This is a genomic window from Mycobacterium sp. E2479 (assembly GCF_001667925.1).
Classification (GTDB): Bacteria; Actinomycetota; Actinomycetes; order Mycobacteriales; family Mycobacteriaceae; genus Mycobacterium.
Genome location: NZ_LZJR01000096.1, coordinates 155791 through 180493, shown reverse-complemented (window position 1 = coordinate 180493; position 24703 = coordinate 155791). Strand labels below are relative to the sequence as shown.

At 68.5% G+C, this 24703-nt stretch carries 26 protein-coding genes; 18 read left to right on the top strand and 8 right to left on the bottom strand.

What is annotated here, in order from left to right; translation table 11 throughout:
* Positions 1–13: 13 nt before the first annotated feature.
* Positions 14–1690: a ribonuclease J gene (locus A5686_RS15780; RefSeq protein WP_067935903.1), complete on the top strand. Its 1677-nt coding sequence runs from the start codon at positions 14–16 to the stop codon at positions 1688–1690.
* Positions 1691–1900: 210 nt separating this feature from the next.
* Here A5686_RS15780 and A5686_RS15775 read toward each other — a convergent pair whose 3' ends face one another.
* From A5686_RS15775 to A5686_RS15765, 3 genes are read right to left on the bottom strand one after another with little or no spacing between them, the layout of a single operon-like run.
* Complete coding sequence (locus tag A5686_RS15775; protein WP_082947654.1) at positions 1901–2773, bottom strand: SAM-dependent methyltransferase; 873 nt, start codon at positions 2771–2773, stop codon at positions 1901–1903.
* Between the two features lie 5 nt (positions 2774–2778).
* Positions 2779–3609: a mycofactocin-coupled SDR family oxidoreductase gene (locus A5686_RS15770; RefSeq protein WP_067935898.1), complete on the bottom strand. Its 831-nt coding sequence runs from the start codon at positions 3607–3609 to the stop codon at positions 2779–2781.
* Positions 3609–3926: a putative quinol monooxygenase gene (locus A5686_RS15765; RefSeq protein WP_067935895.1), complete on the bottom strand. Its 318-nt coding sequence runs from the start codon at positions 3924–3926 to the stop codon at positions 3609–3611. The genes A5686_RS15770 and A5686_RS15765 overlap by 1 nt, the downstream gene beginning before the upstream one ends.
* A 163-nt stretch (positions 3927–4089) precedes the next feature.
* On the opposite strand from A5686_RS15765, the gene A5686_RS15760 reads away from it, so the two are divergent.
* Positions 4090–6588 (top strand): DNA translocase FtsK, encoded by a 2499-nt coding sequence (locus A5686_RS15760; RefSeq protein WP_197520588.1) that lies wholly within the window; start codon positions 4090–4092, stop codon positions 6586–6588.
* A 64-nt stretch (positions 6589–6652) separates the two neighbouring features.
* Here the strand turns inward: A5686_RS15760 and A5686_RS15755 are convergent, their stop codons facing one another.
* Entirely contained in the window at positions 6653–7186 is a 534-nt protein-coding gene (locus A5686_RS15755) for an amino-acid N-acetyltransferase (protein WP_067935892.1), read from the bottom strand.
* 38 nt (positions 7187–7224) lie between these two features.
* Between A5686_RS15755 and pgsA the strand changes: the two genes are divergently transcribed.
* From pgsA to A5686_RS15735, 4 genes are all read left to right on the top strand, one after another.
* Positions 7225–7815, top strand: coding sequence for a CDP-diacylglycerol--glycerol-3-phosphate 3-phosphatidyltransferase (gene pgsA, locus A5686_RS15750; RefSeq protein WP_082947653.1), 591 nt, complete (start codon positions 7225–7227; stop codon positions 7813–7815).
* A 116-nt stretch (positions 7816–7931) separates the two neighbouring features.
* The gene (clgR, locus tag A5686_RS15745) at positions 7932–8258 is read left to right on the top strand and encodes a transcriptional regulator ClgR (protein WP_067935887.1); all 327 of its coding nucleotides are present in this window, start codon (positions 7932–7934) and stop codon (positions 8256–8258) included.
* A gap of 134 nt (positions 8259–8392) precedes the next feature.
* Positions 8393–9220, top strand: coding sequence for a phage shock protein PspA (gene pspA, locus A5686_RS15740; RefSeq protein WP_067935884.1), 828 nt, complete (start codon positions 8393–8395; stop codon positions 9218–9220).
* 10 nt (positions 9221–9230) lie between these two features.
* On the top strand, positions 9231–10040 hold the full coding sequence (locus A5686_RS15735; RefSeq protein ID WP_067935881.1) for a hypothetical protein: 810 nt from the start codon (positions 9231–9233) through the stop codon (positions 10038–10040).
* 18 nt (positions 10041–10058) lie between these two features.
* On the opposite strand, the gene A5686_RS15730 is transcribed toward A5686_RS15735, so the two are convergent.
* On the bottom strand, positions 10059–10490 hold the full coding sequence (locus tag A5686_RS15730; protein WP_067935878.1) for a limonene-1,2-epoxide hydrolase family protein: 432 nt from the start codon (positions 10488–10490) through the stop codon (positions 10059–10061).
* Between the two features lie 50 nt (positions 10491–10540).
* On the opposite strand from A5686_RS15730, the gene A5686_RS15725 reads away from it, so the two are divergent.
* The 3 genes from A5686_RS15725 to A5686_RS15715 are packed head-to-tail and all read left to right on the top strand — an operon-like array spanning position 10541 to position 12266.
* The gene (locus A5686_RS15725) at positions 10541–11707 is read left to right on the top strand and encodes a glycosyltransferase (RefSeq protein WP_067935875.1); all 1167 of its coding nucleotides are present in this window, start codon (positions 10541–10543) and stop codon (positions 11705–11707) included.
* Between the two features lie 46 nt (positions 11708–11753).
* On the top strand, positions 11754–12026 hold the full coding sequence (locus A5686_RS15720; RefSeq protein WP_067935871.1) for a hypothetical protein: 273 nt from the start codon (positions 11754–11756) through the stop codon (positions 12024–12026).
* A 33-nt stretch (positions 12027–12059) separates the two neighbouring features.
* A complete protein-coding gene (locus A5686_RS15715) occupies positions 12060–12266 on the top strand; it encodes a DUF3046 domain-containing protein (protein WP_067935869.1) in 207 nt (68 codons plus the stop codon).
* Positions 12267–12276: 10 nt separating this feature from the next.
* On the opposite strand, the gene A5686_RS15710 is transcribed toward A5686_RS15715, so the two are convergent.
* Both A5686_RS15710 and A5686_RS15705 read right to left on the bottom strand, forming a co-directional pair.
* A complete protein-coding gene (locus A5686_RS15710; protein ID WP_067935866.1) occupies positions 12277–12903 on the bottom strand; it encodes a flavodoxin family protein in 627 nt (208 codons plus the stop codon).
* Positions 12904–12959: 56 nt separating this feature from the next.
* Positions 12960–13625, bottom strand: coding sequence for a (2Fe-2S)-binding protein (locus A5686_RS15705; RefSeq protein ID WP_067936220.1), 666 nt, complete (start codon positions 13623–13625; stop codon positions 12960–12962).
* A 280-nt stretch (positions 13626–13905) separates the two neighbouring features.
* On the opposite strand from A5686_RS15705, the gene recA reads away from it, so the two are divergent.
* From recA to A5686_RS15685, 4 genes are all read left to right on the top strand, one after another.
* On the top strand, positions 13906–14946 hold the full coding sequence (gene recA, locus A5686_RS15700) for a recombinase RecA (protein WP_067351039.1): 1041 nt from the start codon (positions 13906–13908) through the stop codon (positions 14944–14946).
* Complete coding sequence (recX, locus tag A5686_RS15695; RefSeq protein ID WP_067935863.1) at positions 14912–15433, top strand: recombination regulator RecX; 522 nt, start codon at positions 14912–14914, stop codon at positions 15431–15433. Before recA ends, recX begins: the two co-directional genes overlap by 35 nt.
* 61 nt (positions 15434–15494) lie before the next feature.
* Positions 15495–17027: a tRNA (N6-isopentenyl adenosine(37)-C2)-methylthiotransferase MiaB gene (gene miaB, locus A5686_RS15690; protein ID WP_197520597.1), complete on the top strand. Its 1533-nt coding sequence runs from the start codon at positions 15495–15497 to the stop codon at positions 17025–17027.
* Positions 17028–17035: 8 nt separating this feature from the next.
* The gene (locus A5686_RS15685) at positions 17036–17662 is read left to right on the top strand and encodes a hypothetical protein (RefSeq protein WP_369829710.1); all 627 of its coding nucleotides are present in this window, start codon (positions 17036–17038) and stop codon (positions 17660–17662) included.
* Here the strand turns inward: A5686_RS15685 and A5686_RS15680 are convergent.
* Positions 17659–18987, bottom strand: coding sequence for a DUF349 domain-containing protein (locus tag A5686_RS15680; RefSeq protein ID WP_067935855.1), 1329 nt, complete (start codon positions 18985–18987; stop codon positions 17659–17661). The genes A5686_RS15685 and A5686_RS15680 overlap by 4 nt on opposite strands.
* 633 nt (positions 18988–19620) lie before the next feature.
* On the opposite strand from A5686_RS15680, the gene A5686_RS15675 reads away from it, so the two are divergent.
* From A5686_RS15675 to hflX, 5 genes are all read left to right on the top strand, one after another.
* Entirely contained in the window at positions 19621–20598 is a 978-nt protein-coding gene (locus A5686_RS15675; protein ID WP_067935852.1) for a DMT family transporter, read from the top strand.
* A gap of 74 nt (positions 20599–20672) precedes the next feature.
* A complete protein-coding gene (locus A5686_RS15670; protein ID WP_067935851.1) occupies positions 20673–21365 on the top strand; it encodes a hypothetical protein in 693 nt (230 codons plus the stop codon).
* 8 nt (positions 21366–21373) lie between these two features.
* On the top strand, positions 21374–22321 hold the full coding sequence (gene miaA / locus A5686_RS15665) for a tRNA (adenosine(37)-N6)-dimethylallyltransferase MiaA (protein ID WP_067936218.1): 948 nt from the start codon (positions 21374–21376) through the stop codon (positions 22319–22321).
* Between the two features lie 4 nt (positions 22322–22325).
* On the top strand, positions 22326–23198 hold the full coding sequence (gene dapF / locus A5686_RS15660; RefSeq protein ID WP_067936215.1) for a diaminopimelate epimerase: 873 nt from the start codon (positions 22326–22328) through the stop codon (positions 23196–23198).
* Between the two features lie 45 nt (positions 23199–23243).
* Positions 23244–24683 (top strand): GTPase HflX, encoded by a 1440-nt coding sequence (hflX, locus tag A5686_RS15655; protein WP_067935849.1) that lies wholly within the window; start codon positions 23244–23246, stop codon positions 24681–24683.
* Positions 24684–24703: the final 20 nt, after the last annotated feature.

Below are 24703 nucleotides of genomic sequence, written 5' to 3'. Positions count from 1 at the left end.
GAGTTTCCCGGAAGTGGATGTAGACCTCGCCCCGCCAGGCCCTTTGGCCACGGGAGGGTTGCGGGTCACTGCGCTTGGTGGCATCAGCGAAATCGGCCGTAACTTGACGGTTTTCGAGCACTTGGGCCGGCTGTTGATCATCGACTGCGGTGTGATGTTCCCCACCCATGACGAGCCCGGGGTCGACCTGATCCTGCCGGATCTGCGTCATATCGAGGACCGACTCGACGACATCGAGGCGCTGGTGCTTACCCACGCCCACGAGGACCACATCGGCGGCATTCCGTTCCTGCTCAAGCTGCGCCCCGACATCCCGGTAGTCGGTTCCAAGTTCACGCTCGCGTTGGTCGCGGCGAAGTGCCGCGAGCACCGCCTCAAACCGGTGTTCGTTGAGGTCGCCGAGGGCCAGAAGAGCAGTCACGGCGTGTTCGAATGCCAGTACTTCGCCGTCAACCACTCCATTCCCGACGCGCTGGCGATCGCCGTGCACACCGGGGCGGGGACGGTGCTGCACACCGGTGACATCAAGCTCGACCAGCTTCCTCTGGACGGCCGCCCGACCGACCTACCCGGCATGTCCCGGCTCGGCGACGCCGGCGTGGATCTGTTCCTTTGCGACTCAACAAATTCCGAGCATCCCGGCGTCGGGCCGTCGGAAAGCGAAGTGGGCCCGACGCTGCACCGTTTGATCCGCGGTGCCGACGGCCGGGTCATCGTGGCGTGCTTCGCCTCCAACGTGGACCGGGTGCAGCAAATCATCGATGCCGCAGTAGCGTTGGGTCGCCGGGTTTCGTTCGTCGGCCGATCCATGGTGCGCAACATGGGGATCGCCCGGGAACTCGGATTCCTGCGGGTGGCCGACTCGGACGTGATCGACATCGGCGCCGCCGAGATGATGCCCCCCGACCGGGTGGTGCTGATCACCACCGGCACCCAGGGCGAACCGATGTCGGCGTTGTCGCGGATGTCGCGCGGGGAACACCGCAGCATCACGCTGACCGCGGGTGACCTGGTGGTGTTGGCGTCATCGCTGATCCCGGGCAACGAGGAAGCGGTCTACGGCGTCATCGACGAGCTCGCCAAGATCGGCGCGCGCGTCGTCACCAATGCCCAAGCGCGCGTGCATGTTTCGGGTCACGCGTACGCGGGGGAACTGTTGTTCCTGTACAACGGTATTCGGCCGCGTCACGTTATGCCCGTGCACGGGACGTGGCGCATGCTGCGTGCCAACGCCAAACTTGCGGCCCGCACCGGCGTGCCGGAGGAGTCGATCCTGCTGGCCGAAAACGGGGTGAGCGTTGACCTGGTCGCGGGCAAGGCCTCGATCGCGGGCGCGGTGCCGGTCGGCAAGATGTTCGTCGATGGGCTGATCAACGGCGACGTCGGCGACATCACCTTGGGTGAGCGGCTCATTCTCTCGTCGGGCTTCGTGGCGGTAACCGTGGTGGTCGCGCGCGGTACCGGGCGTCCGGTCGGCCCGCCGCACCTGCATTCGCGCGGATTCTCCGAGGACCCCAAGGCCCTCGAGCCCGCGGTGCGCAGGGTGGAGGCCGAGCTGGAAGCGCTGCAGGCGGAAAACATCACCGATCCGAGTCGCATCGCCCAGGGCGTGCGGCGGACCGTGGGGAAATGGGTGGGCGAAACCTACCGAAGGCAGCCGATGATCGTGCCAACGGTCATCGAGGTTTAGTGGCGATCACGAGCGCGCCCGCGGCGATCGCAAGCGCGGCCGCGGCGATCGCAAGCGCGGCCGCGGCGATCGCAAGCGCTGCGTAGCCGGGCGCAGCGGGTCGCCGCATCGTCCAGGCCGGGCGCAGCGGGTCGCCGCATCGTCCGAGCCGGGCGAATGGACGCACCTCCCGTTGTGGGCAGGGTCGCCATCATCAGGTCTGCGACTCCGTCAGATCTTCTCGGCGTAGGCCGACCACTCCAGTTGCGACGCTTTGAGTTTGCGGCCGGTGGGCTCGACATACCGATGGGCGAGCTCGTCGGGACCGGCCTGCTCCACCAGCCGCCAGCCGTACTCGTCGAGAAACGCCGCGACTTCGTCGGGCTCCAAGCCGAACTGCCATAGTTGCCGGCGCTGGCGCACATTGCGGTACAGCGTGCGGGTGCCATACCGGTTGGTGCCATCGATGAAATCGCTACGGACGTAGGTGAACACCAAACGGCTGCCGGGTGCGGTCGCGCGCAACCCGTCCAGCGTGCGCCGGACCGTCGCCTCAGAGAGGTATTGGGTGACGCCTTCGCAGATGAAGAACACCCGGTAGTCGGTGCGATAACCGTGCTCGGCCAGCGACGTGAGCAGGTCGTCGTGCTCAAGGTTCAACGCCACCAACCGAACCGACAGTGGCGGCTCGCCGAGCACCCGGCGGACCGTTTTGAATTTCCTGGCGACGTTCACCGGCAGATCGACCTCGAACACGGGGATGCGCACCCGCCGCGTCAGCAGGTAGGCGCGGGTGTCCAGGCCCGCTCCGAGGATGACGACGGCGTCGATGTCGTCGAGCGACTCCGTGAGCTTGTCGGCGATGAAGCGCTTGCGGCAGGCCAGATTCGCCCACAATCCCGGGCCGGTGAACTCCGAGCCGCGGATCATCAGCCGGCGAATTGGCGCGAACCGGGTCGCCCCGACGAGCCACCGCAGCGGTGCGGGCAGAAACAGTTCGGCGAGGTCGTCGTCGACCAGGCGGCGGCCTGCAGGCTCGTTCTGTTCGACGGCGGCCAGCACCATCGGGCCAAAAGCTGTCTGCGCAACCGGGTTCCGTGCCATGGCGATTACTTGTTCAAGAATCCCGCGTCGACGGGCAGGGTGACACCGGTGATGTAGCGCGCCTGGTCCGACACCAGCCACGCCACCGCATTGGCGATGTCCTCGACGTCCAGCACCTCCACCGGCATGGCGTTGCCCATGGCGCCCGGTGTCTGGGTCGCGGCGGCCATCTTGGCCAGCCACTCCCGGGTGAACTCGTTGTTGATCATCGGAGTCTCGACGCCGGACGGGTGAATCGAATTGACCCGAATCATTTGCCCGGCAAGTAGATTCGCGTAGACCCGCATCAGCCCGACCACCCCGTGCTTGGCGGCGGCGTAGCCGACGGAACCGGGATCCGGGCTGCCGACCCCGGCCAGCCCCGCGCTCGAACTGATCAGCACGATCGACCCGCCGGTGCCCTGCTTGACCATCGTGGGTATCGCGACCTTGATGGTGTGGTACACGCCGGTGAGGTTGACGTTGATGACGTCGTGCCAGCCGTCGTCACCGGATTGCATGGGTGCGATACCGGCGTTGGCCACCACGATGTCCAGGCGGCCGAACTCGTCCAGGCCCGCCTGCAAGGCGGCCGCCAGCGATTCACGGTCGCGGACGTCGCCACGAGCGGCCACGATGCGAGCGCCGGTGTCTTGCACCAGCTTCACGGTGGCGGCCAGGTCTTCGGGTGTGGCCAGCGAGTAGGGGACGCTGGCGATCTGGTCGCACAGGTCGACGGCGATGATGTCGGCGCCGTCGGCCGCCAGCCGCACCGCGTGCGCGCGGCCCTGCCCGCGGGCGGCGCCGGTGATGAAGGCGACCTTGCCCTTCAGCGGGCCTACCGGCGAGCGGGCCATCAGGGCCGCAACTGTCCTTTGGCCGGATCGCCCGCCGGGACCGGCTGCAGCATCTTGATGTCGGGGGCACCGGCCAGGTGCTCACCGGCCGCGGTGAACATCTTGGTGACCGCCGGCGCGGTGCTGTGCGCCTTGAGCGCCTCGGCGTCGGCCCACTGCTCGACGAAGACGAAGGTCTCGCCCGACTGGTGTAGCGAATACACCTGGCAACCCGGCTCGTCGTGCACTTCTTCGACCGCCCGCGTGAGGATGTCACGAACGGTGTCTACCGACTCAGGTTTGACAGTCAGGGTGGCGACGACAACGACGGCGGGCATTGATGGCCTCCTGGGGCGCTGTGGGGGTGAGCACGGCTTCTCGCAACCGAATGTCACCCTACTCACGCGATTTCGCACCCGAATAGCACCATGCCTGACAAGCCACACCGTTACCAGTGTGGCGGGTGGTGTAGATGATGTCGTTGCGACTACTCTTGCCGTCATGCCCAGTAAGACCGCCGCCCGCTCCAGAAGCCGAACGAGCAGGTCAAAGGCCACTTCACGCGCCACCGGAAACCGGGGTGCTCGGCCGGCGGCGCCCCGCAAGAAGGTCAGGAAACCGGCCGCCAGGCGGCGCAATCACGCGCCGCTGGTCGGGGCCGGCCTGACCTGCGGTCGCGCCATGCGCGCGGTCTGGCTGATGGCCGCCCGGGGGACCGGTGGCGCGGCTCGCTCCATCGGGCGGGCCCACGACATCGATCCCGGGCATCGCCGCGACGGCATCGCGCTGCTGTTGCTGGGCTTTTCCGTGGTGGTCGCCGCGAGTTCGTGGTTTCACGCCGCCGGACCAGTCGGCACCTGGGTCGACACGCTGCTGCGGACCTTCATCGGTGCTGGTGTGCTGGCGCTGCCGGTCGCCACCGCCGCGGTGGCGGTGACCCTGATGCGCACCGAACCCGACCCGGATGTGCGCCCCCGGCTGATCCTGGGCACCAGCCTGATCACGCTGTCGGTACTCGGTTTGCGCCACCTGTGGTCCGGGTCGCCGGGGGACCCGGAAGCGCGCCGCCGCGCGGCCGGTTTCATCGGATTCGCCATCGGCGGCCCGCTTTCGGACGGGCTGACGCCCTGGATCGCCGCGCCGTTGTTGTTCATCGGGTTCATGTTCGGTCTGTTGCTGCTGACCGGGACCACCATCCGGGAGTTGCCCGACGCGGTTCGCGCCATGTTCGGCACCCGGCTGGTCGGCGACGACGAGCCGTACGACTACGCGGACGAGTTCGACGACGGCGCCGAAGCGGACAACTACTACGACGACGCGTCTTCGATCCCCGAGGACGAGCCGCCGGCATGGTCGCCGGACGACGATGCCCAGGCCGCGCTGCAGGACGACATTCCGACCATGCCCGAACCCGCCGTCCAGTCCGCCCTGCCGGCCTTGCGGAGCCGCAAGCGTGGACGGTCGGCGGGCAAGCACGACACTGTGGAACTGGACCGCATCGTCGAGGGGCCCTACACGCTGCCCTCGCTCAGCCTGTTGGTGGCGGGCGATCCGCCCAAGAAACGCAGCGCCGCGAACAACGTCATGGCCGACGCCATCACCGAGGTGCTGACCCAGTTCAAGGTCGACGCCGCCGTAACCGGATGCACCCGCGGGCCGACCGTCACCAGGTACGAGGTCGAGCTGGGACCGGGCGTGAAGGTCGAGAAGATCACCGCGCTGCAAAAGAACATCGCCTACGCGGTGGCCACCGAGAGCGTGCGCATGCTGGCGCCGATCCCTGGCAAGTCGGCCGTGGGCATCGAGGTGCCCAACACCGACCGGGAAATGGTGCGGCTGGCCGACGTACTGACCGCCCCGTCGACCCGGCGCGATCACCACCCGCTGGTGATCGGGCTGGGCAAGGACATCGAGGGCGACTTCATCTCGGCCAACCTGTCCAAGATGCCGCACCTGCTGGTGGCCGGTTCCACCGGATCGGGTAAGTCCAGCTTCGTCAACTCGATGCTGGTATCGCTGCTGGCACGCGCCACCCCGGAAGAGGTCAGGATGATCCTGATCGACCCCAAGATGGTGGAACTCACGCCATACGAGGGCATTCCTCACCTGATCACCCCGATCATCACCCAACCCAAGAAGGCGGCGGCGGCACTGGCGTGGCTGGTCGAGGAGATGGAGCAGCGCTACCAGGACATGCAGGCGTCCCGGGTGCGACACATCGACGACTTCAACGAGAAGGTGCGGTCCGGTGTCATCACCGCGCCGCTGGGCAGCCAGCGTGAATACCGGCCCTACCCGTACGTGGTGGCGATCGTCGACGAGCTGGCCGACCTGATGATGACGGCGCCGCGCGACGTCGAGGACGCGATCGTCCGGATCACCCAAAAGGCCCGAGCCGCAGGCATTCACCTGGTGCTGGCGACCCAGCGCCCGTCGGTGGACGTCGTCACCGGTCTGATCAAGACCAATGTGCCGTCGCGGCTGGCGTTCGCCACGTCGTCGCTGACCGATAGCCGCGTCATCCTGGACCAGGCCGGTGCGGAGAAGCTGATCGGCATGGGCGACGGCCTGTTCTTGCCGATGGGCACCAACAAGCCGATCCGGTTGCAGGGCGCCTTCATCACCGACGAGGAGATCCACGCCGTCGTGACCGCCTGCAAGGACCAGGCCGAACCCGAGTACACCGAGGGCGTCACCACCGCCAAGCCCACCGGGGAGCGCACGGACGTCGACCCGGACATCGGCGACGACATGGACGTGTTCCTGCAGGCCGTCGAGCTGGTGGTGTCCAGCCAGTTCGGCTCCACCTCGATGCTGCAGCGCAAGCTGCGCGTCGGGTTTGCCAAGGCCGGACGGCTAATGGACCTGATGGAGACCCGCGGCATCGTCGGACCGTCGGAGGGTTCCAAGGCCCGCGAGGTGCTGATCAAGCCCGACGAACTCGCCGGAACGCTGGCATTGATCCGGGGCTCGGACGGCTCGGACGACGGGTCCGAATAGCGCCGAACGTGAACGCAGGGCGAGAAATCGGCTCAAATCGCGGCCTCAGATCACGCTCGGCGGGTTACAACACCAGCAGCATCCGCGAGTTGCCGAGGATGTTCGGCTTGACGTAGCTGAGGTCCAGGAATTCGGCGACACCGATGTCGTAGGAGCGGCACATCTCCTCGAACACCTCGGCCGTCACCGGCGTGCCCTCGATCTCGGTGAATCCGTGCCTGGCGAAGAACTCGGTTTCGAACGTCAACACGAACAGCCGCTTCAACTGCAGCTCGCGGGCGACCTCCAGCAGCCGGTCGACGATCGCATGGCCGATGCCGCGGCCGGTCAGCGCCGGGCTGACCGCCACTGTGCGAATCTCGCCCAGGTCCGACCACAGCACGTGCAGCGCCCCGCAACCGACCACCTGGCCCTCGTGTTCGGCCACCCAAAATTCCTGGACGGCCTCGTACAACGTCACGAGGTTCTTCTCCAGCAAGATCTTTCCCGCGTAGGTGTCGACCAACTGCTTGATCGCGGGAACGTCCGACGTTCGCGCGCGCCGAACCAGCGGCCGATGACGCTGCGGACTTTGGGTCACGGCTAACAGTATGGACATCTGCGACGGCTGCGCTGGTCAACCGTTATTCTGTTGCCGTGTCGGGGCAGCCGCAGACGGGTCCGGTGGCAGGCCGCGCAAACATCGCCAACCTCGCCAATACGCTGACCCTGCTGCGCCTGGTGCTGGTGCCGATCTTCCTCCTCGCCCTGTTCGCCGGGGACGGCCACCAAAACGGTTTCCGCGTGGTGGCTTTCGTCATCTTCGCGGCCGCGTGCATCACCGATCGGTTGGACGGCCTGCTGGCCCGCAACTACGGCATGGCAACCGAATTCGGCGCTTTCGTCGATCCGATCGCGGACAAGACCCTGGTGGGGTCGGCGCTGATCGGGCTCTCGATGCTCGGTGAACTGCCGTGGTGGGTCACGGTGGTTATCCTGGCCCGCGAATTCGGGGTAACAGTGCTGCGGTTGGCCGTGATCCGCCGCGGCGTCATTCCGGCCAGTTGGGGCGGCAAACTCAAGACCGTGGTGCAGGTCCTGGCCATCGGATTGTTCGTGCTGCCCCTGGCGGGGTCGTTTCGGGTGGCCGCGGAGGTGGTGATGGGCGCGGCGATCGTGCTGACCGTGATCACCGGTATCGACTACGTCGTCTCGACCATCCGGGAAGTGCGCCGCACGCCCGGCTGATTCCGGCGGCGCTGATCGGGAACCAGACCACCGCTGCCGGCGTTCACCTAATGAGCACCTGCCGGAGGCAAGCTGAGTACGTGCCGCGCAGGGCTGACTGGACGAAGGAGGGCGGGATGCCGCCATTGGTGCGCGAGGTCATCGGCGACGTGCTGCGCGAGGCACGCACGACACAGGGCAGGACGCTACGGGAGGTGTCCGATTCGGCGCGGGTGAGCCTTGGATACCTGTCCGAGGTGGAGCGCGGCCGCAAGGAGCCTTCCAGCGAGCTGCTGAACGCGATCTGCGATGCGCTCGACGTCCCGCTGTCGTCTGTTCTGACCCACGCGGGCGAGCGGATGGCCAGCGAGGAACAGGCGGCCGTCGGCGCCCCCACGGATGGGGCGGGCAGCACCAGCATCAAGGTCGTGATCCCGCCGGTCGCGTCGTTGGCGCTGGCCTGAGCGACGGGGACCGATCCCGGGTAAGGGGTGGGGCGATCGGCGCCGACCCGTTAAATTGAGCGACAGGCGCACAGCCCGTTCAGGCCCATCCGGGGACCATCCGGATCCTCAAGAAGCGAAGGTGGAGCTAAGTCATGGCCAATCCGTTCGTCAAGGCGTGGAAGTACCTCACGGCGCTGTTCAACGCCAAGATCGACGAGCACGCAGACCCCAAGATCCAGATTCAGCAGGCCATCGAGGAAGCGCAACGCACGCATCAGGCGCTGACCCAGCAGGCCGCGCAGGTCATCGGCAATCAGCGCCAACTGGAGATGCGCCTCAACCGTCAGCTGGCGGACGTGGAGAAGCTGCAGGTCAACGTGCGGCAGGCGTTGACGCTGGCCGATCAGGCGACCGCGGCCGGTGACGCCGCGAAAGCCACCGAGTACAACAACGCCGCCGAGGCGTTCGCCGCCCAGCTGGTAACCGCCGAGCAGAGCGTCGAAGACCTCAAAACGCTGCACGACCAGGCGCTGGGGGCGGCCGCGCAGGCCAAGAAGGCCGTCGAGCAGAATGCCATGGTGCTGCAGCAGAAGATTGCCGAGCGCACCAAGCTGCTCAGCCAGCTCGAACAGGCCAAGATGCAGGAGCAGGTAAGTGCTTCGCTGCAGTCGATGAGCGATCTCGCCGCTCCCGGCAACGTTCCCAGCCTCGACGAGGTGCGCGACAAGATCGAGCGGAGGTATGCCAACGCGATCGGGGCCGCCGAGCTCGCGCAGGGCTCGGTGCAGGGCCGGATGCTCGAGGTCGAGCAGGCCGGCGTCCAGATGGCCGGCCATTCCCGGCTGGAGCAGATTCGCGCCTCGATGCGTGGCGACGCCCTGCCGACCGGTGGGACGCCGGCCGCGGGGACCACCGCCGCCACTCCTGCGCCCGCCGAAAGCGCGGGCGGCTCGGTCACCGAGAAACCGCTTGGCCAGTAGTCGGAGCGTCGTGGCCGTGAAAGCGACACAGCCCGGCGCGTGGCGTGCACTGGTGCACCGCGGGCTGGCGACCGCGGCCGACCTCTCGGACCTGGTGGCCCGCCGGATCAGCGCGATCGCGGATCCGCGCGCACGCCAGCTGCGTCGCCGGCGCCGCGCGCTTCGGTGGGGCCTGATCTTCAGCGCCGGGTGCGTGTTCTGGGCGGCGGTGACGATGCTGCTCGCCGCCTGGGGATGGTTCGCATTGCTGCTGGAAATCACCGGAGGCATCGCGGTTTTCATGGCCATCCCGGCGACGCTGTTGCTCATGCGCTATCGCTGGCTACGATCCGATCCGTTGCCGGCGCCGGCCACTGTCGGCGTGCGCCGACTGCCGCCGCCGGGTTCGGCGGCGCGGCCTGCGATGTACGCACTGGGTGCCTCGGAGCGCGGATTTACGTCGCTGGTGGCCGTGATCGAGCGGGGCGCGATGCTGCCGGCCGCCGAGATCCGGGACCTGACCGCGGCGGCTACCAGGACCTCGGCGGCCATGGCGTCCACCGCCGCGCAGGTGGTGTCGATGGAGCGGGCGGCGCAGGCCAGCGAAGGATCGCGGTCGTATCTGGTGCCCACCATCAACGCGTTCACCGCCCAGCTCAGCGCCGGCGTCCGCCAGTACAACGAAATGGTCACCGCGGCAGCGCAATTGGTGTCCTCGGCGAACGGCGACGGATCCGCCACGTCGCAGCAGTATCGCGCCGAACTGGCCGACGCGACGGATCGCCTGGTTGGCTGGGCGCAGGCGTTCGACGAACTCGGCGGATTGCCGCGCCATCAGTGATCGGGCGACGCGGACAGATCAGAGAGTCTGTCTGAGCGACGGTATCGCCAATGCGGCCAGACCGCGCAGCAGCGCCTTAGTCATGTCGAACACGTCGACGTAGTCGCGCCACAGCGTGATCCGCCCGTTGTGGACCTCAAAGATCCCGCAGGCCCAGAACTGCAGCCGTAGTGGTCCGAGGATCAGCACGTCGGTGCGTTCGGTGAGCACCGCGGCGCCGTCTGCGGCGATACGGTGGATCTTGACCTCGAACCCGATGCGACCTTCCATGCGGCGCAGCAGTTTCGCTGTTCGGCGACCGCCGCGGACCCTCGACAGTCCGACATTCTCGTAGACGAGGTTGTCGTCGAATGACGCTTCGACGGTTTCGAAGTCCGCGTCCTGCAGGGCGTTCAGAAAAGTCTCTACCGTGCGCGTGTTCGCGACGGCTGTGCCAGTTAGCTCGGTCATCTGGTCAGCGTAGGCGCGTGGCAATCGGGCGCTGTGGCAGGGTGAGCACGATGCGCGTCGCCGTGGTCGCCGGGCCGGATCCCGGGCATTCGTTCCCGGCGATTGCGCTGTGCCGGCGCTTCGCCGAGGCCGGCGACGAACCCACCCTGTTCACCGGTGCCGAATGGCTCGACGCCGCCCGTGGCGCCGGCATCGACGGCGTCGCGCTGGACGGGCTGGCGGCCACCGACGACGACGTCGACGCCGGGGCCAGAATTCACCGGCGCGCCGCGCGAATGGCCGTGCTCAACGTGCCGGCGCTGCGCGACCTGGCGCCCGACCTGGTGGTGTCGGATGTCATCACCGCCGGCGGCGGCATGGCCGCCGAGCTGCTGGGCATCCCGTGGATCGAACTCAACCCGCATCCGCTGTACCTGCCGTCGAAAGGACTGCCGCCGATCGGCAGTGGGCTGGCACCGGGCACCGGCATCCGGGGCCGGCTGCGCGATGCCGCGATGCGCGCGTTGACGGCGCGATCCGTGCGCACGGGCCTGCAGCAGCGAGCGGACTCGCGCGTCGAGATCGGGCTGCCGGCGCGCGATCCCGGGCCGCTGCGGCGGCTGATCGCAACGCTGCCAGCGCTGGAAGTTCCCCGCCCCGACTGGCCCGTCGAGGCCGTCGTCGTCGGGCCGTTGCATTTCGAGCCGACCGACCGGACCCTCGAGGTCCCGCCCGGGTCCGGGCCGGTGGTGGTCGTTGCGCCGTCGACCGCCGTGATCGGGACCGAGGGCCTCGCCGAGGTCGCGTTGGCGTGTTTGACGCCGGGCCAGACATTGCCGCCGGGATCGCGGCTGCTGGTGTCGCGGTTGGACGGACCGGAACTGACGGTGCCGCCGTGGGCGACGGTCGGGCTGGGACGTCAGGACGAATTGTTGGCGCATGCCGACCTGGTGATCTGCGGCGGCGGTCACGGCATGGTGGCCAAGACGCTGCTCGCCGGTGTGCCCTTGGTGGTGGTGCCAGGCGGCGGTGATCAGTGGGAGATCGCCAACCGGGTGCTGCGGCAGGGCAGCGCGCGGCTGATCCGGCCGCTGACCGCTGACGCGCTGGTGGCCGCAGTCAACGAGGTGCTGTCCTCGCCCCGCTACCGGGCGGCGGCGCGGACGGCGGCCGCCGGCATCGCCGACGTCGCCGATCCGGTCCGGGTGTGCCGCGACGCGCTCGCGGTGGCCGGATGACTAACGCACAATCCCCGCCGATTTATGCTTCAGCGGGAGGCACCCGATGAAGATCATCACGACGATCGCCGGCGCCGCCCTGCTGGTGGGGACCCTGGCCGGTGCGGCCGTCGCACGCGCCGACAGTCCCGAGGAACACCAGGCGTGCCAGTTGATGGACGATCCGTCCGCCGCCGAACAGGGACTCGCGCCGGCCGAATACGCCTTCATGCAGTTGCGCGCGACCATGTCGGCCCAACGCGCACGCGACGTGATGTCCATCGCGGTGCAGGAGGACTGCCCAAACCACATCATCGACCTGCCGGCCAGCTGGAGGTAGCCGGTTTCGGCAGTCCGAGGACTCAGGCTGGGTATGTTGACTGACGTGCGGCTGACTGAGTTTCACGAACGGGTAGTCCTGCGCTTTGGCGCCACCTACGGGTCCTCCGTGCTGGTGGATCACGTATTGAGCAGATTCGGCGGACGCACGGCCGCTCAAGCCATCGAGGCGGGTGTCGAGCCCCGCGACGTATGGCGGGCGTTGTGCGTGGACTTCGACGTGCCTCGGGAACAGTGGTGAGCGCGGCGAACTATTCGTATGCCGGGTAGGTGTTCTGCCGCAACACCGTGGCCAGGTGTACGGCGTTGCGGACCGCATTGCCGGTAGCGGATGCGACGGCTTCCGGCACGTCGTCCAGGTCGGTGTAGTCCGTGCCCTGCATGGCCTCGCCGTTCCAATAGGTGCATCCTTGCGCGGCGATCGAGAACCCGATGTCGTTGAGCGCCTGAAACAGGTCGGCGACGATCTTGTGCGCCCCGTCCTCGTTTCCGACGACCGCGGCCAGGGCCACCTTGCCCACCATCCGCGGCCTTCCCGCGTCGTCGGTGTCGGACAGCTCGGCATCGAGGCGCTCCAGGACGCGCTGCGCCACGCTGGACATGTGACCGACCCAGGTGGGCGTCGACACAATGACGATGTCGGCCGCCTTGATCTTGTTCAACAGGGCCGGCCACTCATCACCCGGCCCCATGTCGGCTTCGACCCCCGGCAGCAGGGTCAGGTCGACGCACCGCACCTTCTCACCCTCGACGCCCGCGCTTCGCAGCTGATCGAGCAACTGGTCGGCGAGCAGTTCACTGCTGGACGGCGCCGGGCTTTTCTTCAATGAGCAGACCAGGGCGATGGCGCGCAGGGATTGCGTTGCGGCTGAGGACATGCCGGCCACATACCCTGACACGGCGACGCCAAACGGCCCGGGTCGTCCGATCGGCCCTACCGCCGCGTGCGGTGCAGACCGCAGTCGCCACACAACGAGCCCCCGGGCAGACGGTAAAAAAGGCAGCAGCTGCGACGCCTGAAGGCCGGCTGCGGACCGCGCAGGACACCGGATCCGGCCATCACGCCGGTGTCCAGCAGCAACCGGATCGTCCGCACAATCGCCGGCCGCAGGTCGGGCCGCGCCGAAAGCAGGGCCTGCCCGGCTCCGACCAGCGCCGAGGCGATGTTGCCCGCGAGCAGGGCGGGTGCCAGCTTGACCGGGAGCCCGCGGGCGAGCGGGCGCATGTGTTCGGTCACCACGATGCGATACAGCGCCTCGACCGCGGGAGAGGTGACGGGTTTTCCGACGGGTCGGGGCAGCCGCAGCTCTGCGCCACCGTCGGCGCGTTGCAGGTTTTCGAGGTCGGGCAGTACGCCGTGGGCGATCGCGCACGCGAGCACCGGTGACCACAGCCTGGCGGCGTGGCCGAGGTGAACGAGCGAGGCGCCGATCCGCAGGTCGTCGCTGCGGTAGCGCTGGACGGTGGCATCGATCAGGTCCGCGCAGCCGTCGGCGTAGGACCGCGCGACCGGATGCCATCCCGCCGCGTCACCACCCACGGTTAGCGCGAAAAAGCCACCGTAGGAGGCGATTTCGGCTAACTCGGTGGAGATGTCCATCGTTTCGCGACCCTCTTGGGAAATCCGGCCCCCGGTTGTCGTGAGCCGCGTCATGAGGGAGGCGCCGACGGCCGCACCGCTTTCCTCAGGCGTGCCGCTCGACGTCTTTCGGTAGCCGATGCTGCCACATCGGTGGCGCACGCGGCGTGTCGAACTTGAATCGAACACCTGTTCGGCTACTGTGGTGATCGTTCGCCAGCCAACTTGTCGGTGCCCTTCTCTAGTGTCACCGCCAACCGACCGATACCGGTCAGACGAACACCGACCATAGGAGAGGACCATGGCGCAAGCCCCCGACCGCGAGAAGGCTCTCGAACTGGCGATGGCCCAGATCGAAAAGAGCTACGGCAAAGGCTCAGTGATGCGTCTCGGCGACGAGACACGTCAGCCGATCTCGATCATCCCGACCGGATCCATCGCACTGGACGTGGCCTTAGGCATCGGCGGGCTGCCCCGCGGCCGGGTCGTGGAGATCTACGGCCCGGAATCCTCGGGTAAGACCACCGTCGCCCTGCACGCGGTGGCCAACGCCCAGGCCGCCGGCGGCGTCGCCGCCTTCATCGACGCCGAGCACGCCCTGGATCCGGAGTACGCCAAGAAGCTCGGCGTGGACACCGATTCCCTGCTGGTCAGCCAGCCCGACACGGGGGAGCAGGCCCTCGAGATCGCCGACATGCTGATCCGCTCCGGCGCGCTCGACATCCTGGTCATCGACTCGGTGGCCGCGTTGGTGCCACGCGCCGAGCTCGAAGGCGAGATGGGCGACAGCCACGTCGGACTGCAGGCCCGGCTGATGAGCCAGGCCCTGCGGAAAATGACTGGCGCGCTGAACAATTCGGGCACCACCGCGATCTTCATCAACCAGCTGCGCGAGAAGATCGGCGTGATGTTCGGCAGCCCCGAAACCACCACGGGTGGAAAGGCTTTGAAGTTCTACGCGTCGGTGCGCATGGACGTGCGCCGGATCGAGACGCTCAAGGACGGCACCAACGCGGTCGGCAACCGCACCAGGGTCAAGATCGTCAAGAACAAGGTGGCGCCGCCCTTCAAGCAGGCCGAGTTCGACATCCTCTACGGCCAGGGGATCAGCCGGGAGGGTTCGCTGATCGACATGGGCGTGGAGCAGGGTTTCATCCGCAAGTCCGGTTCCTGGTTCACCTACGAGGGTGAGCAGCTCGGCCAGGGCAAGGAGAACGCCCGCACCTTCTTGATGGAAAACGACGAAGTCGCCAACGAGATCGAGAAGAAGATCAAGGAAAAGCTCGGCATTGGCGCGGTCGTGACCGATGACGACGTCCTGCCCGCCCCCGTCGATTTCTGAGCCCTCCCGCGAAGAGCAGGCGCGGGCGCTGTGCCTGCGCCTGCTCACCGCGAGAGCGCGCACCCGGGCCGAGCTCCATGGCCAGCTGGCCAAACGCGGCTATCCCGACGACGTCAGTGAGCGGGTGCTCGACCGGTTGACCTGCGTCGGGTTGGTCGACGACGCCGACTTCGCCCAGCAGTGGGTGCAGTCGCGCCGATCGAACGCCGGGAAAAGCAAGCGCGCTTTGGCCGCCGAGCTGCGCAGCAAGGGCGTCGACAACGACGTGATCACCTCGGCGCTGGCCGGGCTCGACGCCGGCGCCGAACGGGATCGGGCGGAGCAATTGGTCCGGTCCAAGCTGCGCCGGGAGACGCTGGACGGCGACGATGCGCGGGTGGCTCGCAGGCTGGTGGGAATGCTGGCGCGCCGTGGTTACAGCCAGAACTCGGCGGGCGAGGTCGTTTTTGCCGAGTTGGCCGCCGAGCGGGAGCGCCGCCGGGTCTAGGCCCTTGACGTGCGGTTTCCCGTGCACCGACCCGTCGCCGTACCATGGCCCCGTGACTTCGATGGTGGCGCAGGCCGGCCGGACCGCGGATGCGGCGACCCACGCCGCCTCGCCGCGCACCTACCAAGTCCGCACCTACGGCTGCCAGATGAACGTCCACGACTCGGAGCGGTTGGCGGGCCTGCTGGAAGCGGCCGGATATCGGCGCGCGGCCGAGGGCGTCGACGCCGATGTCGTGGTGTTCAACACCTGCGCGGTACGGGAGAACGCCGACAACAAGCTTTACGGCAACCTCAGCCATCTGGCTCCGCGAAAGCGCGGCAATCCCACGATGCAGATCGCCGTCGGCGGCTGCCTGGCCCAAAAAGACCGGGATGCGTTGCTGCGCAAGGCGCCCTGGGTCGACGTCATCTTCGGCACCCACAACATCGGGTCGCTGCCAACGCTGCTGGAGCGCGCCCGGCACAACAAGGTCGCCCAGGTGGAAATCGCCGAGGCGCTGCAGGAGTTCCCGTCGTCGCTGCCGAGCGCGCGCGAATCCGCCTACGCTGCTTGGGTTTCCATCTCGGTCGGATGCAACAACAGCTGCACCTTCTGCATCGTCCCGTCGCTGCGGGGCAAAGAGGTTGACCGCAGCCCGCACGACGTCCTGGCCGAGGTTCGGTCGCTGGTCGACGACGGCGTACTCGAGGTCACGCTGCTGGGACAGAACGTCAACGCCTACGGGGTGTCCTTCGCAGACCCGGCCTTACCCCGCGACCGCGGCGCCTTCGCCGGCCTGCTGCGGGCCTGCGGCGACATCGACGGGCTGGAGCGGGTGCGGTTCACCTCGCCCCATCCGGCCGAATTCACCGACGACGTCATCGAGGCGATGGCGCAGACGCCGAATGTCTGCCCCGCCCTGCACATGCCACTGCAGTCCGGATCCGACCGGGTGCTGCGCGCGATGCGACGGTCCTACCGCGCCGAGCGCTACCTCGGCATCATCGACCGCGTTCGGGCCGCCATGCCGCACGCCGCCATCAGCACCGACCTGATCGTGGGATTTCCCGGAGAGACCGAAGAGGACTTCGCCGCCACGCTCGACGTGGTGCGCCAGGCTCGGTTCTCGGCGGCCTTCACCTTCCAGTACTCCAAGCGGCCCGGCACCCCGGCCGCCGACCTCGACGGGCAGATACCGAAAGCCGTCGTGCAGGAACGGTACGAGCGCCTGATCGAACTGCAGGAGGCGATCTCGCTGGAGGGTAACCAGGCCCTGATCGGACAGACCGTCGAACTGCTGGTCGCCACGGGCGAAGGCCGCAAGGACAGCCGCACCGCGAGGATGACCGGGCGGGCCCGCGACGGCCGATTGGTGCACTTCGCCGTCGACACGCCCGACGACACCACGGTACGGCCCGGTGACGTCATCACCACGGTGGTCACCGAGGCCGCGCCGCACCACCTGATCGCCGACGCGGGCATCGTCACGCATCGCCGCACCCGAGCGGGTGATGCTCATGCCGCCGGGCAGCGCCCGCGCGGCATCGGTCTTGGCATGCCCGCCGTCGGGCCGCCCGTCGGCCCGCCCGAACCCCTTGGATGTGCACTGTGAAAAAAGAGATGAACAACGACGACATGCAGCTCGGCGCCTTGCGGACCGAGATCGAGGCCGCCGAGCGCCGGGTGGCGCGCGGAATCGACCCCGGGCCACGGGCCTTCTTCGTGTCGATCCTGGTGTTCGTGCTGCTGGCGTCGTTCATCCTGCCGCACACCGGCGACGTCCGCGGCTGGGATGTGCTGTTCGGCAGCCACCACGCCGGCGCGGCCGCTGTGGCCCTGCCTTCGCGGGTGTTCGCCTGGCTGGCACTGGTGTTCGGTGTGGGCTTCTCGATGCTGGCGCTCGTGACGCGGCGCTGGGCACTGGCCTGGGTCGCGTTGGCGGGCACCGCCATTGCGGGCGCCGCGGGCATGCTGGCGATCTGGTCGCGTCAGACCGTTTCCGCGGGGCACCCGGGTCCGGGCTGGGGCCTGATCGTCGCCTGGCTCACCGTGCTCGTGCTCATCTACCACTGGGCCCGCGTGGTCTGGTCGCGCACCATCGTGCAACTCGCCGCCGAGCAGCAGCGCCGCCGCGTCGCGGCGGCGCACCAGTCGATCACCCTGCTGGATGGTCTGGACAACCCGGCGGCGCCCGCAGCCCCGGAAACCCGGGACGATCCCGGCACTGCGGGATCTGACCGCCGCTAGGGCTTGCGGGTCAGGGCCTCGACGGCCGCCTGGGCCCACTGTCGCCACTGCTCGGCGTTGGCTTTGGCCTCTTCGGCTTCCTTGGTTCGCCCCGCCGCCGCTGCCTTCTGAGCCTGCTGCTCGTATTGTTCGGCGCGGGCCTGGAATTGCTCGGCCCGGGCCTGCGCCTGCGGGTCTGACCAACCGGCGTCGCCGGCGTCGCGCACCTTCTTCTCGACCGCGCGCAGCCGCCGCTCCAACTCGGCGGACCGCTCGCGTGGGACCTTGCCGATTGCGTCCCACTTCTCGGTGATCGTGCGCAGCGCCGCGCGGGCTGCGTCGTGGTTGCTGGTGTCCAGCGTCTCCGCCTCGGCCAGCAGCGCCTCTTTGGCGGTCGCATTGGCGCGGAACTCCGCGTCCTTTTCCGCCGTCACAGCGTTGCGCGCGGTGAAGAACACGTCCTGAGCGGCCTTGAAACGACGCCACAGGGCGTCGTCGACCTCCCGGCTGGCCCGCCCGGCCGCCTTCCACTCGGTGAGCAGCTTGCGGAATTCGGCGCTGGTGGCGGTCCAGTCGGTCGAGTCGGACAGCGCTTCAGCCCGCTCGCACAGGCGTTCCTTGGCCTGGCGTATTCCCGAGCGCTCCCGGTCCAGTTCGGCGAAATGCGATCCGCGCCGCCTGTTGAAAGCCTCCCTGGCCGCGGAGTAGCGCTTCCACAACGCGTCGTCGACCTTGCGGTCCACTCCGCTGATCGTCTTCCACTCGTCGAGGATCGCGCGGAACCGGTCACCCGCCGCCTTCCATTGCGTCGCGTTGGCGGCCAAGTCCTCGGCCTCCGCGGCCAGCGCCTCCTTGCGGGCGGTCTGGGTGGCCCGATGCTCCTCGCGCCGCGAGCGGTCCGCGGCGATGGCCGACTCGGCATGTTCGACGATGGTGGCCAACCGGGCCGCCAGCGCGTCGATATCGCCGAGCACTGCAGCCGTCGGCAACGTCTCGGTCAACTCGGCCGCATGAGCCCGGATCTTGCGCGCGTCACCGGACCCGGAGGCCAGGCGCTCCTCCATCAGGGTGACCTCGGTGGCCAGGTCATCGAAGCGGCGGCCAAAATGGGCGAACGCCGCCTCCCGATCGCCGGCCTGCCAGGAGCCGACGACGCGCTCGCCGGCGGAGCTGACCAGCCATACCGTGCCGTCGTCGTCCACGCGACCGAACTGGTGGGGATTGCTGGGCGGCGGCATCGCCAGCGGGTGAGCGGTGGTGGGCCGCGCTGCCGGCCGGGGCCCGGGACGGGGTCCCGGGCGCGGCGCGGGCCGAGCTGAATCGTCGCGAGGCTGGTCAGCCGTCATGCGCTCGTCACTACCCTTTCAACCGTTCCGCGCGGTCCATGTCCCGCGCGCCTGCCGCGCGTAGCGGCACCGTTTCCTGCGTCTGCCGGGTGCCCGTGGCCGGGTTCTCCCAATAGGTGCTTCAACAGTATTCAAGCAGCTTGCTCTGGTACGCGCCGCCACCTTGCCATTCCCGACCGGCCCGACGGCGGCGCGGCCACTTCGCCGGGTCCGCGCCGGCAGAGGGCCGTCCTGCTATCGCGTCGCGGCGTCGCAGTTTGTCGGACGCTGGTGAGTCGTCTTCGGTCTTTGGCGCATCGCACAGGGGCAAGCCGCTTCCGGCCAAACGCGGACGACTCGCCGACGATCAAGCCGATGTTTGTGACGCTTATCCCATTGCGCAGAGTGATGCCAAGCCCAAACGGCTGGCAGCGAAGGAGCTAGCGGGCGCACACAGCTACCTGTGTAGGTCTCTTAGAGTAATCCCACGAGTTACATAGATTGCTGAAGTAATAGTTGAACGGTTACCCGCGGCGCAACCGGCCAGGTGCTGAACGTCATAACTTTGTAGTTGAACTGAACGCGAATTGTGCGTGTATTTGCTTGCGCCACGGGGAAAGCTGGGTCGGACGGGTGTAAGCGGAGGGATCGATCATGTCAAAAGTTGATGTCGCGGCGTTACTTGCGTTGTGCGCGGCGCTGGCATCGGCGGTTGGCGACGTGATTCGTCAGCGTTCCGCGCACGAGATCACCGACAAGCCGGTCGGCCACCTGGAACTATTCCGCATGTCGCTGCGGGACACCCGGTGGTGGCTGGGCGGACTGGCCGCGATCACCAACTACAGCCTGCAGGCAGCCGCCCTGGCATGGGGTTCGGTCGTCATGGTGACCGCCCTGCAGGTGACGGCCCTGCTGTTCGCGCTGCCCATCTACGCGCGGCTCGTCAACCGCCGGGTGACGCCAAGGGAATGGACGTGGGCGCTCACCCTGGCCGCCGCATTGGCCGTCGTCATCACCGTCGGCGACCCAGCCGCCGGTCACCAGCGCGCGCCGCTGCAAGCCTGGATCATCGTCGCCATGGTTATGGTGCCGCTGCTGGTGGCCTGCGTGGTGGCCGCGCGACTGCGGGCCGGCAGCCCATTCTCGGCCGTGCTGCTAGCGGTGGTGGCGGGTTCGTCGTTGGCGCTGTTCGCGGTGCTGACCAAGGGCATCGTCGAGATCTCCGAGAACGGCCCGCTGGGCGTGCTGACATCGCCCGAATTCGTGCCCTGGCTGTTGGTGGCTCTGGCCGGGATGATCTTTCAGCAATCGGCTTTCCGCGCCGGCGCGCTGACCGCGTCGTTGCCGACGATGACGGTGGCCAAGCCGGTGGTCGCCGGCCTGCTCGGGGTGCTGGTGTTGGGCGAGACGCTGAACGCCAGCGGCCCCGAGGCCTTCCTACTGGTCGCGGCGGTGGCGGTGGTCTTCATCGCCACCATCGCACTGGCCCGCGGCGAGGCCGCCACCATCGACCGGGCCGATCGGGGGTCCGGTGGTGCCCCGCGAGAAATACCGGCCCGGACGGTGACCGAAGACGACGACTTCGGCCCACCCAGCGATCGTCTGATGGTGGCGGACGCCTTCCGTCATTGAGGTCCGGCGCTCGGACGGCCCGGCCAGCGTGAACTGATGCCCGGCCGCCAGCGCGGTCACGTTAGTTTGGTGGCGTGCTGAGCGCGATTGCGATCGTCCCGTCGGCGCCGGTCCTCGTCCCCGATCTCGCCGGAACGGCCACCGCCGAGGTGGCCGACCTGACCGCGGCGACGCTTGCTGCGGCCGCCCTGCTGCCCGACCGCTGGGTAGCAATAGGGACGGGGCCCGACGACCGGGTACTGAGTCCGGACCTGGTGGGCACCTTCGCAGGTTTCGGCGTGGACGTGCGCGTCCGGCTTTCCGCGCGAAGCGACGAGGCGGTCCCGCCGGTCGAGTTTCCGGTCTGTGCGCTGATAGCCGGGTGGGTGCGCGGCCAGGCGCAGCCGGACGCCAGCGCGCAGGTCCGGATTTACCGCACCGATCGCGAATCCGACGCAGCGCTGAGTCTCGGCAGACATCTACGCGCCGAGATCGATCGGGTGGCCCAGCCGGTCGGGGTGCTGGTGGTCGCCGATGGCGCCAACACGCTCACACCGGCGGCCCCTGGCGGATACCACCCCGAGTACGCCGACGCGCAAGAGGCCCTGGACGACGCGCTCGCCCTCGGCGATATCGCCGCGCTGCGCCGCCTGCCACCCCAGATCCTGGGGCGGGTCGCGTTTCAGGTGCTCGCCGGGCTGGCCGAGCCCGGACCGCGATCAGCCAAGGAGTTCTACCGCGGGGCGCCCTACGGGGTGGGCTACTTCGCCGGCGCCTGGCAGCTGTGACGGCCGCCGTGCGCCCCCTGGCCATCATCGGCCCAACCGGCACCGGCAAGTCGCAGTTGGCCCTCGACCTTGCAGAACGGGTCGAGCGGCTCGGCGTGGACGCCGAGGTCGTCAACGCCGACGCGATGCAGCTCTATCGCGGCATGGACATCGGCACCGCCAAGCTGCCCATCGACGCCCGCCGCGGCATCCCACATCACCAGCTCGATGTCCTCGACGTCACCGAAACCGCGACGGTCGCCCGCTATCAGGCTGCCGCCGCCGACGACGTCGAAGCGATCGCGGGCCGGGGCGCACTGCCGATCATCGTCGGTGGCTCCATGCTCTACATCCAGTCGCTCCTCGACGACTGGTCGTTTCCCGCCACCGACCCCGCGGTGCGCGCGCGCTGGGAGCAGCGGCTCGCCGAGATCGGGGTGGGCGAGCTGCACGCCGAGCTGGCCCGGCGCGATCCCGCCGCGGCCGCGTGGATCCTGCCCACCGATGCCCGCCGCACCGTGCGGGCCCTGGAAGTCGTCGAGCTGACCGGCCAGCCGTTCGCCGCCTCCGCACCGCAGATCGGCGCCCCCAGGTGGGACGCCGCAATCGTCGGGCTGGACTGCGACACAACACTTCTGGATGAGCGGCTGGCCCGGCGCACCGATGCCATGTTCGACGGGGGGCTGGTCGGCGAGGTGATCGCGCTGCTGGACAAAGGCTTGCGCGACGGGGTCACCGCCTCGCGCGCGCTGGGCTACGCCCAGGTGCTGACGGCGCTGGATGCAAGCGGTCCGGCGGGCCCCAGCGCAGATCAACTGCGGGACGCGCGCGAGCAGACCTTCGTCGGCACCCGACGCTACGTCCGGCGCCAACGGTCGTGGTTTCGTCGGGATCACCGCGTGCAGTGGCTCGATGCCGGCGCGGAGGGCGGCGCACTCGTCGACGCCGCCATGCGGGCGTGGCGCCACGTATCCTGAGCAGGTGATCTTCGCGAAGGGCCACGGTACCCAGAACGACTTCGTGGTGCTGCCGGACCCGCAGGCGGAGCTGAGCCTGACCGAGTCGCGGGTGGCCGCGCTCTGCGACCGGCGCCGCGGCCTGGGCGCCGACGGGGTGCTGCGCATCACCACCGCCGGTGCGGCGCTGTCGGCCGGCGTGCTCGACCGGGTGCCCGACGGAGTGGGGGTCGGGGATTGGTACATGGACTATCGCAACGCCGACGGCTCCGTCGCCCAGATGTGCGGCAACGGCGTGCGAGTCTTCGCGCACTACCTGCGCGCCTGCGGCATGGAATCTCGCGACGAATTCGTGGTCGGGTCGCTGGCCGGCCCGAGGCCGGTCGCGGTGCATCGGGCCGATGCGACCACCGCCGACATTAGCGTCGACATGGGCAAGGCCAATGCCTTGGGCCCCGGCGAAGCGGTCGTAAGCGGCCGGCGGTTCGCGGGCCTGGCAGTGGATGTGGGCAATCCGCACCTGGCCTGCGTGGACCCACAACTGACCGCCGAGGCGCTGGCGGCACTGGACGTTGCCGCGCCGGTGAGCTTCGATCCGGCCCAATTCCCCGATGGGGTGAATGTCGAGATCCTCACCGCACCAGTCGATGGGGCGGTGCACATGCGCGTGCATGAGCGGGGAGTGGGCGAAACCCGCTCGTGCGGCACCGGAACGGTCGCCGCCGCGGTCGCCGCACTGGCCGGTGCCGGTGTGGCCACCGGCACCCTGACCGTTAGGGTGCCCGGCGGTGAGGTCGTCGTGACCATCACCGACGCCACCAGCTTCCTGCGAGGACCGTCCATACTGGTAGCCGAGGGAGAAATCAGCGAGGAATGGTGGGGCGAACAGCAGCGTTAATCAGATGCGCGACACCGTTTTCGCGTGCATCATCTCTTATTGCCTATGACAGAACCTGAATTTCATGACCGCGCTTCGGCAATCCCGGAGCCCAGCACGGGCGAACTCGCCCTCGAAGACCGGTCGGCGCTGCGCCGCGTGGCCGGCCTGTCCACCGAACTCACCGACGTCTCCGAAGTCGAGTACCGCCAGCTCCGGCTCGAGCGGGTCGTCCTGGTGGGCGTGTGGACCGACGGCAGCGCCGCCGACAGCGAGGCCAGCATGGCCGAACTCGCGGCCCTGGCCGAAACCGCCGGCTCCGAGGTGCTCGAGGGATTGATCCAGCGCCGCGACAAACCGGACCCGTCGACCTACATCGGTTCGGGCAAGGCCGCCGAACTCCGCGAAGTAGTGCTGGCGACCGGCGCCGACACCGTCATCTGCGACGGTGAACTCTCCCCGGCGCAGCTGACCGCGCTGGAAAAGGCGGTGAAGGTCAAGGTCATCGACCGCACCGCGCTGATCCTCGACATCTTCGCCCAGCACGCCACCAGCCGAGAGGGCAAGGCGCAGGTCTCGCTGGCCCAGATGGAATACATGCTGCCGCGGCTGCGTGGCTGGGGTGAGTCGATGTCGCGCCAGGCTGGTGGCCGTGCCGGCGGCAGCGGGGGAGGCGTGGGCCTGCGCGGTCCCGGTGAAACCAAGATCGAGACCGACCGGCGGCGGATCCGCGAGCGCATGGCCAGGCTGCGCCGCGAGATCAAGGACATGAAACAGGTCCGCGACACCCAGCGCAGCCGGCGGGTGCGCAGCGACCTGCCCGCCATCGCCATCGTCGGCTACACAAACGCCGGCAAGTCGAGCCTGCTCAACGCGCTGACCGGGGCCGGGGTGCTGGTACAGGACGCGTTATTCGCCACCCTGGAACCCACCACCCGACGAGCCGAGTTCGATGACGGCCGGCCGTTCGTGCTCACCGACACCGTCGGGTTCGTCCGGCACCTGCCCACCCAACTGGTCGAAGCCTTTCGCTCCACGTTGGAAGAGGTCGTCGACGCCGATCTGCTGGTGCACGTCGTCGACGGCTCCGACGTCAACCCGCTCGCGCAGATCAACGCGGTCCGCCAGGTTGTCTCCGAAGTCGTGGCCGACTATGGGGCCGACCACGACGGCGACGCGCCGCAGGAGCTGGTGGTGGTGAACAAGGTTGACGCCGCAAGCGATTTGACGCTGGCCAAGCTTCGCCATGCCCTGCCGGGCGCCATGTTCGTGTCCGCGCGCACCGGCGACGGAATCGACGCCCTGCGCCGCCGGATCGCCGAACTCGCCGTCCCCGCCGACACCGCCGTCGACGTGGTGATCCCGTATCACCGCGGCGACCTGGTGGCCCGGCTGCACGCCGATGGGCGCGTACAGCGGGAGGAGCACAACGCCGAGGGCACCCGCATCAGGGCCCGGGTTCCGCTCGCGCTGGCCGGCCGGCTGCGCGAGTTCTCCGCGCACTGAACGCGCATTCCCCCAGTTGA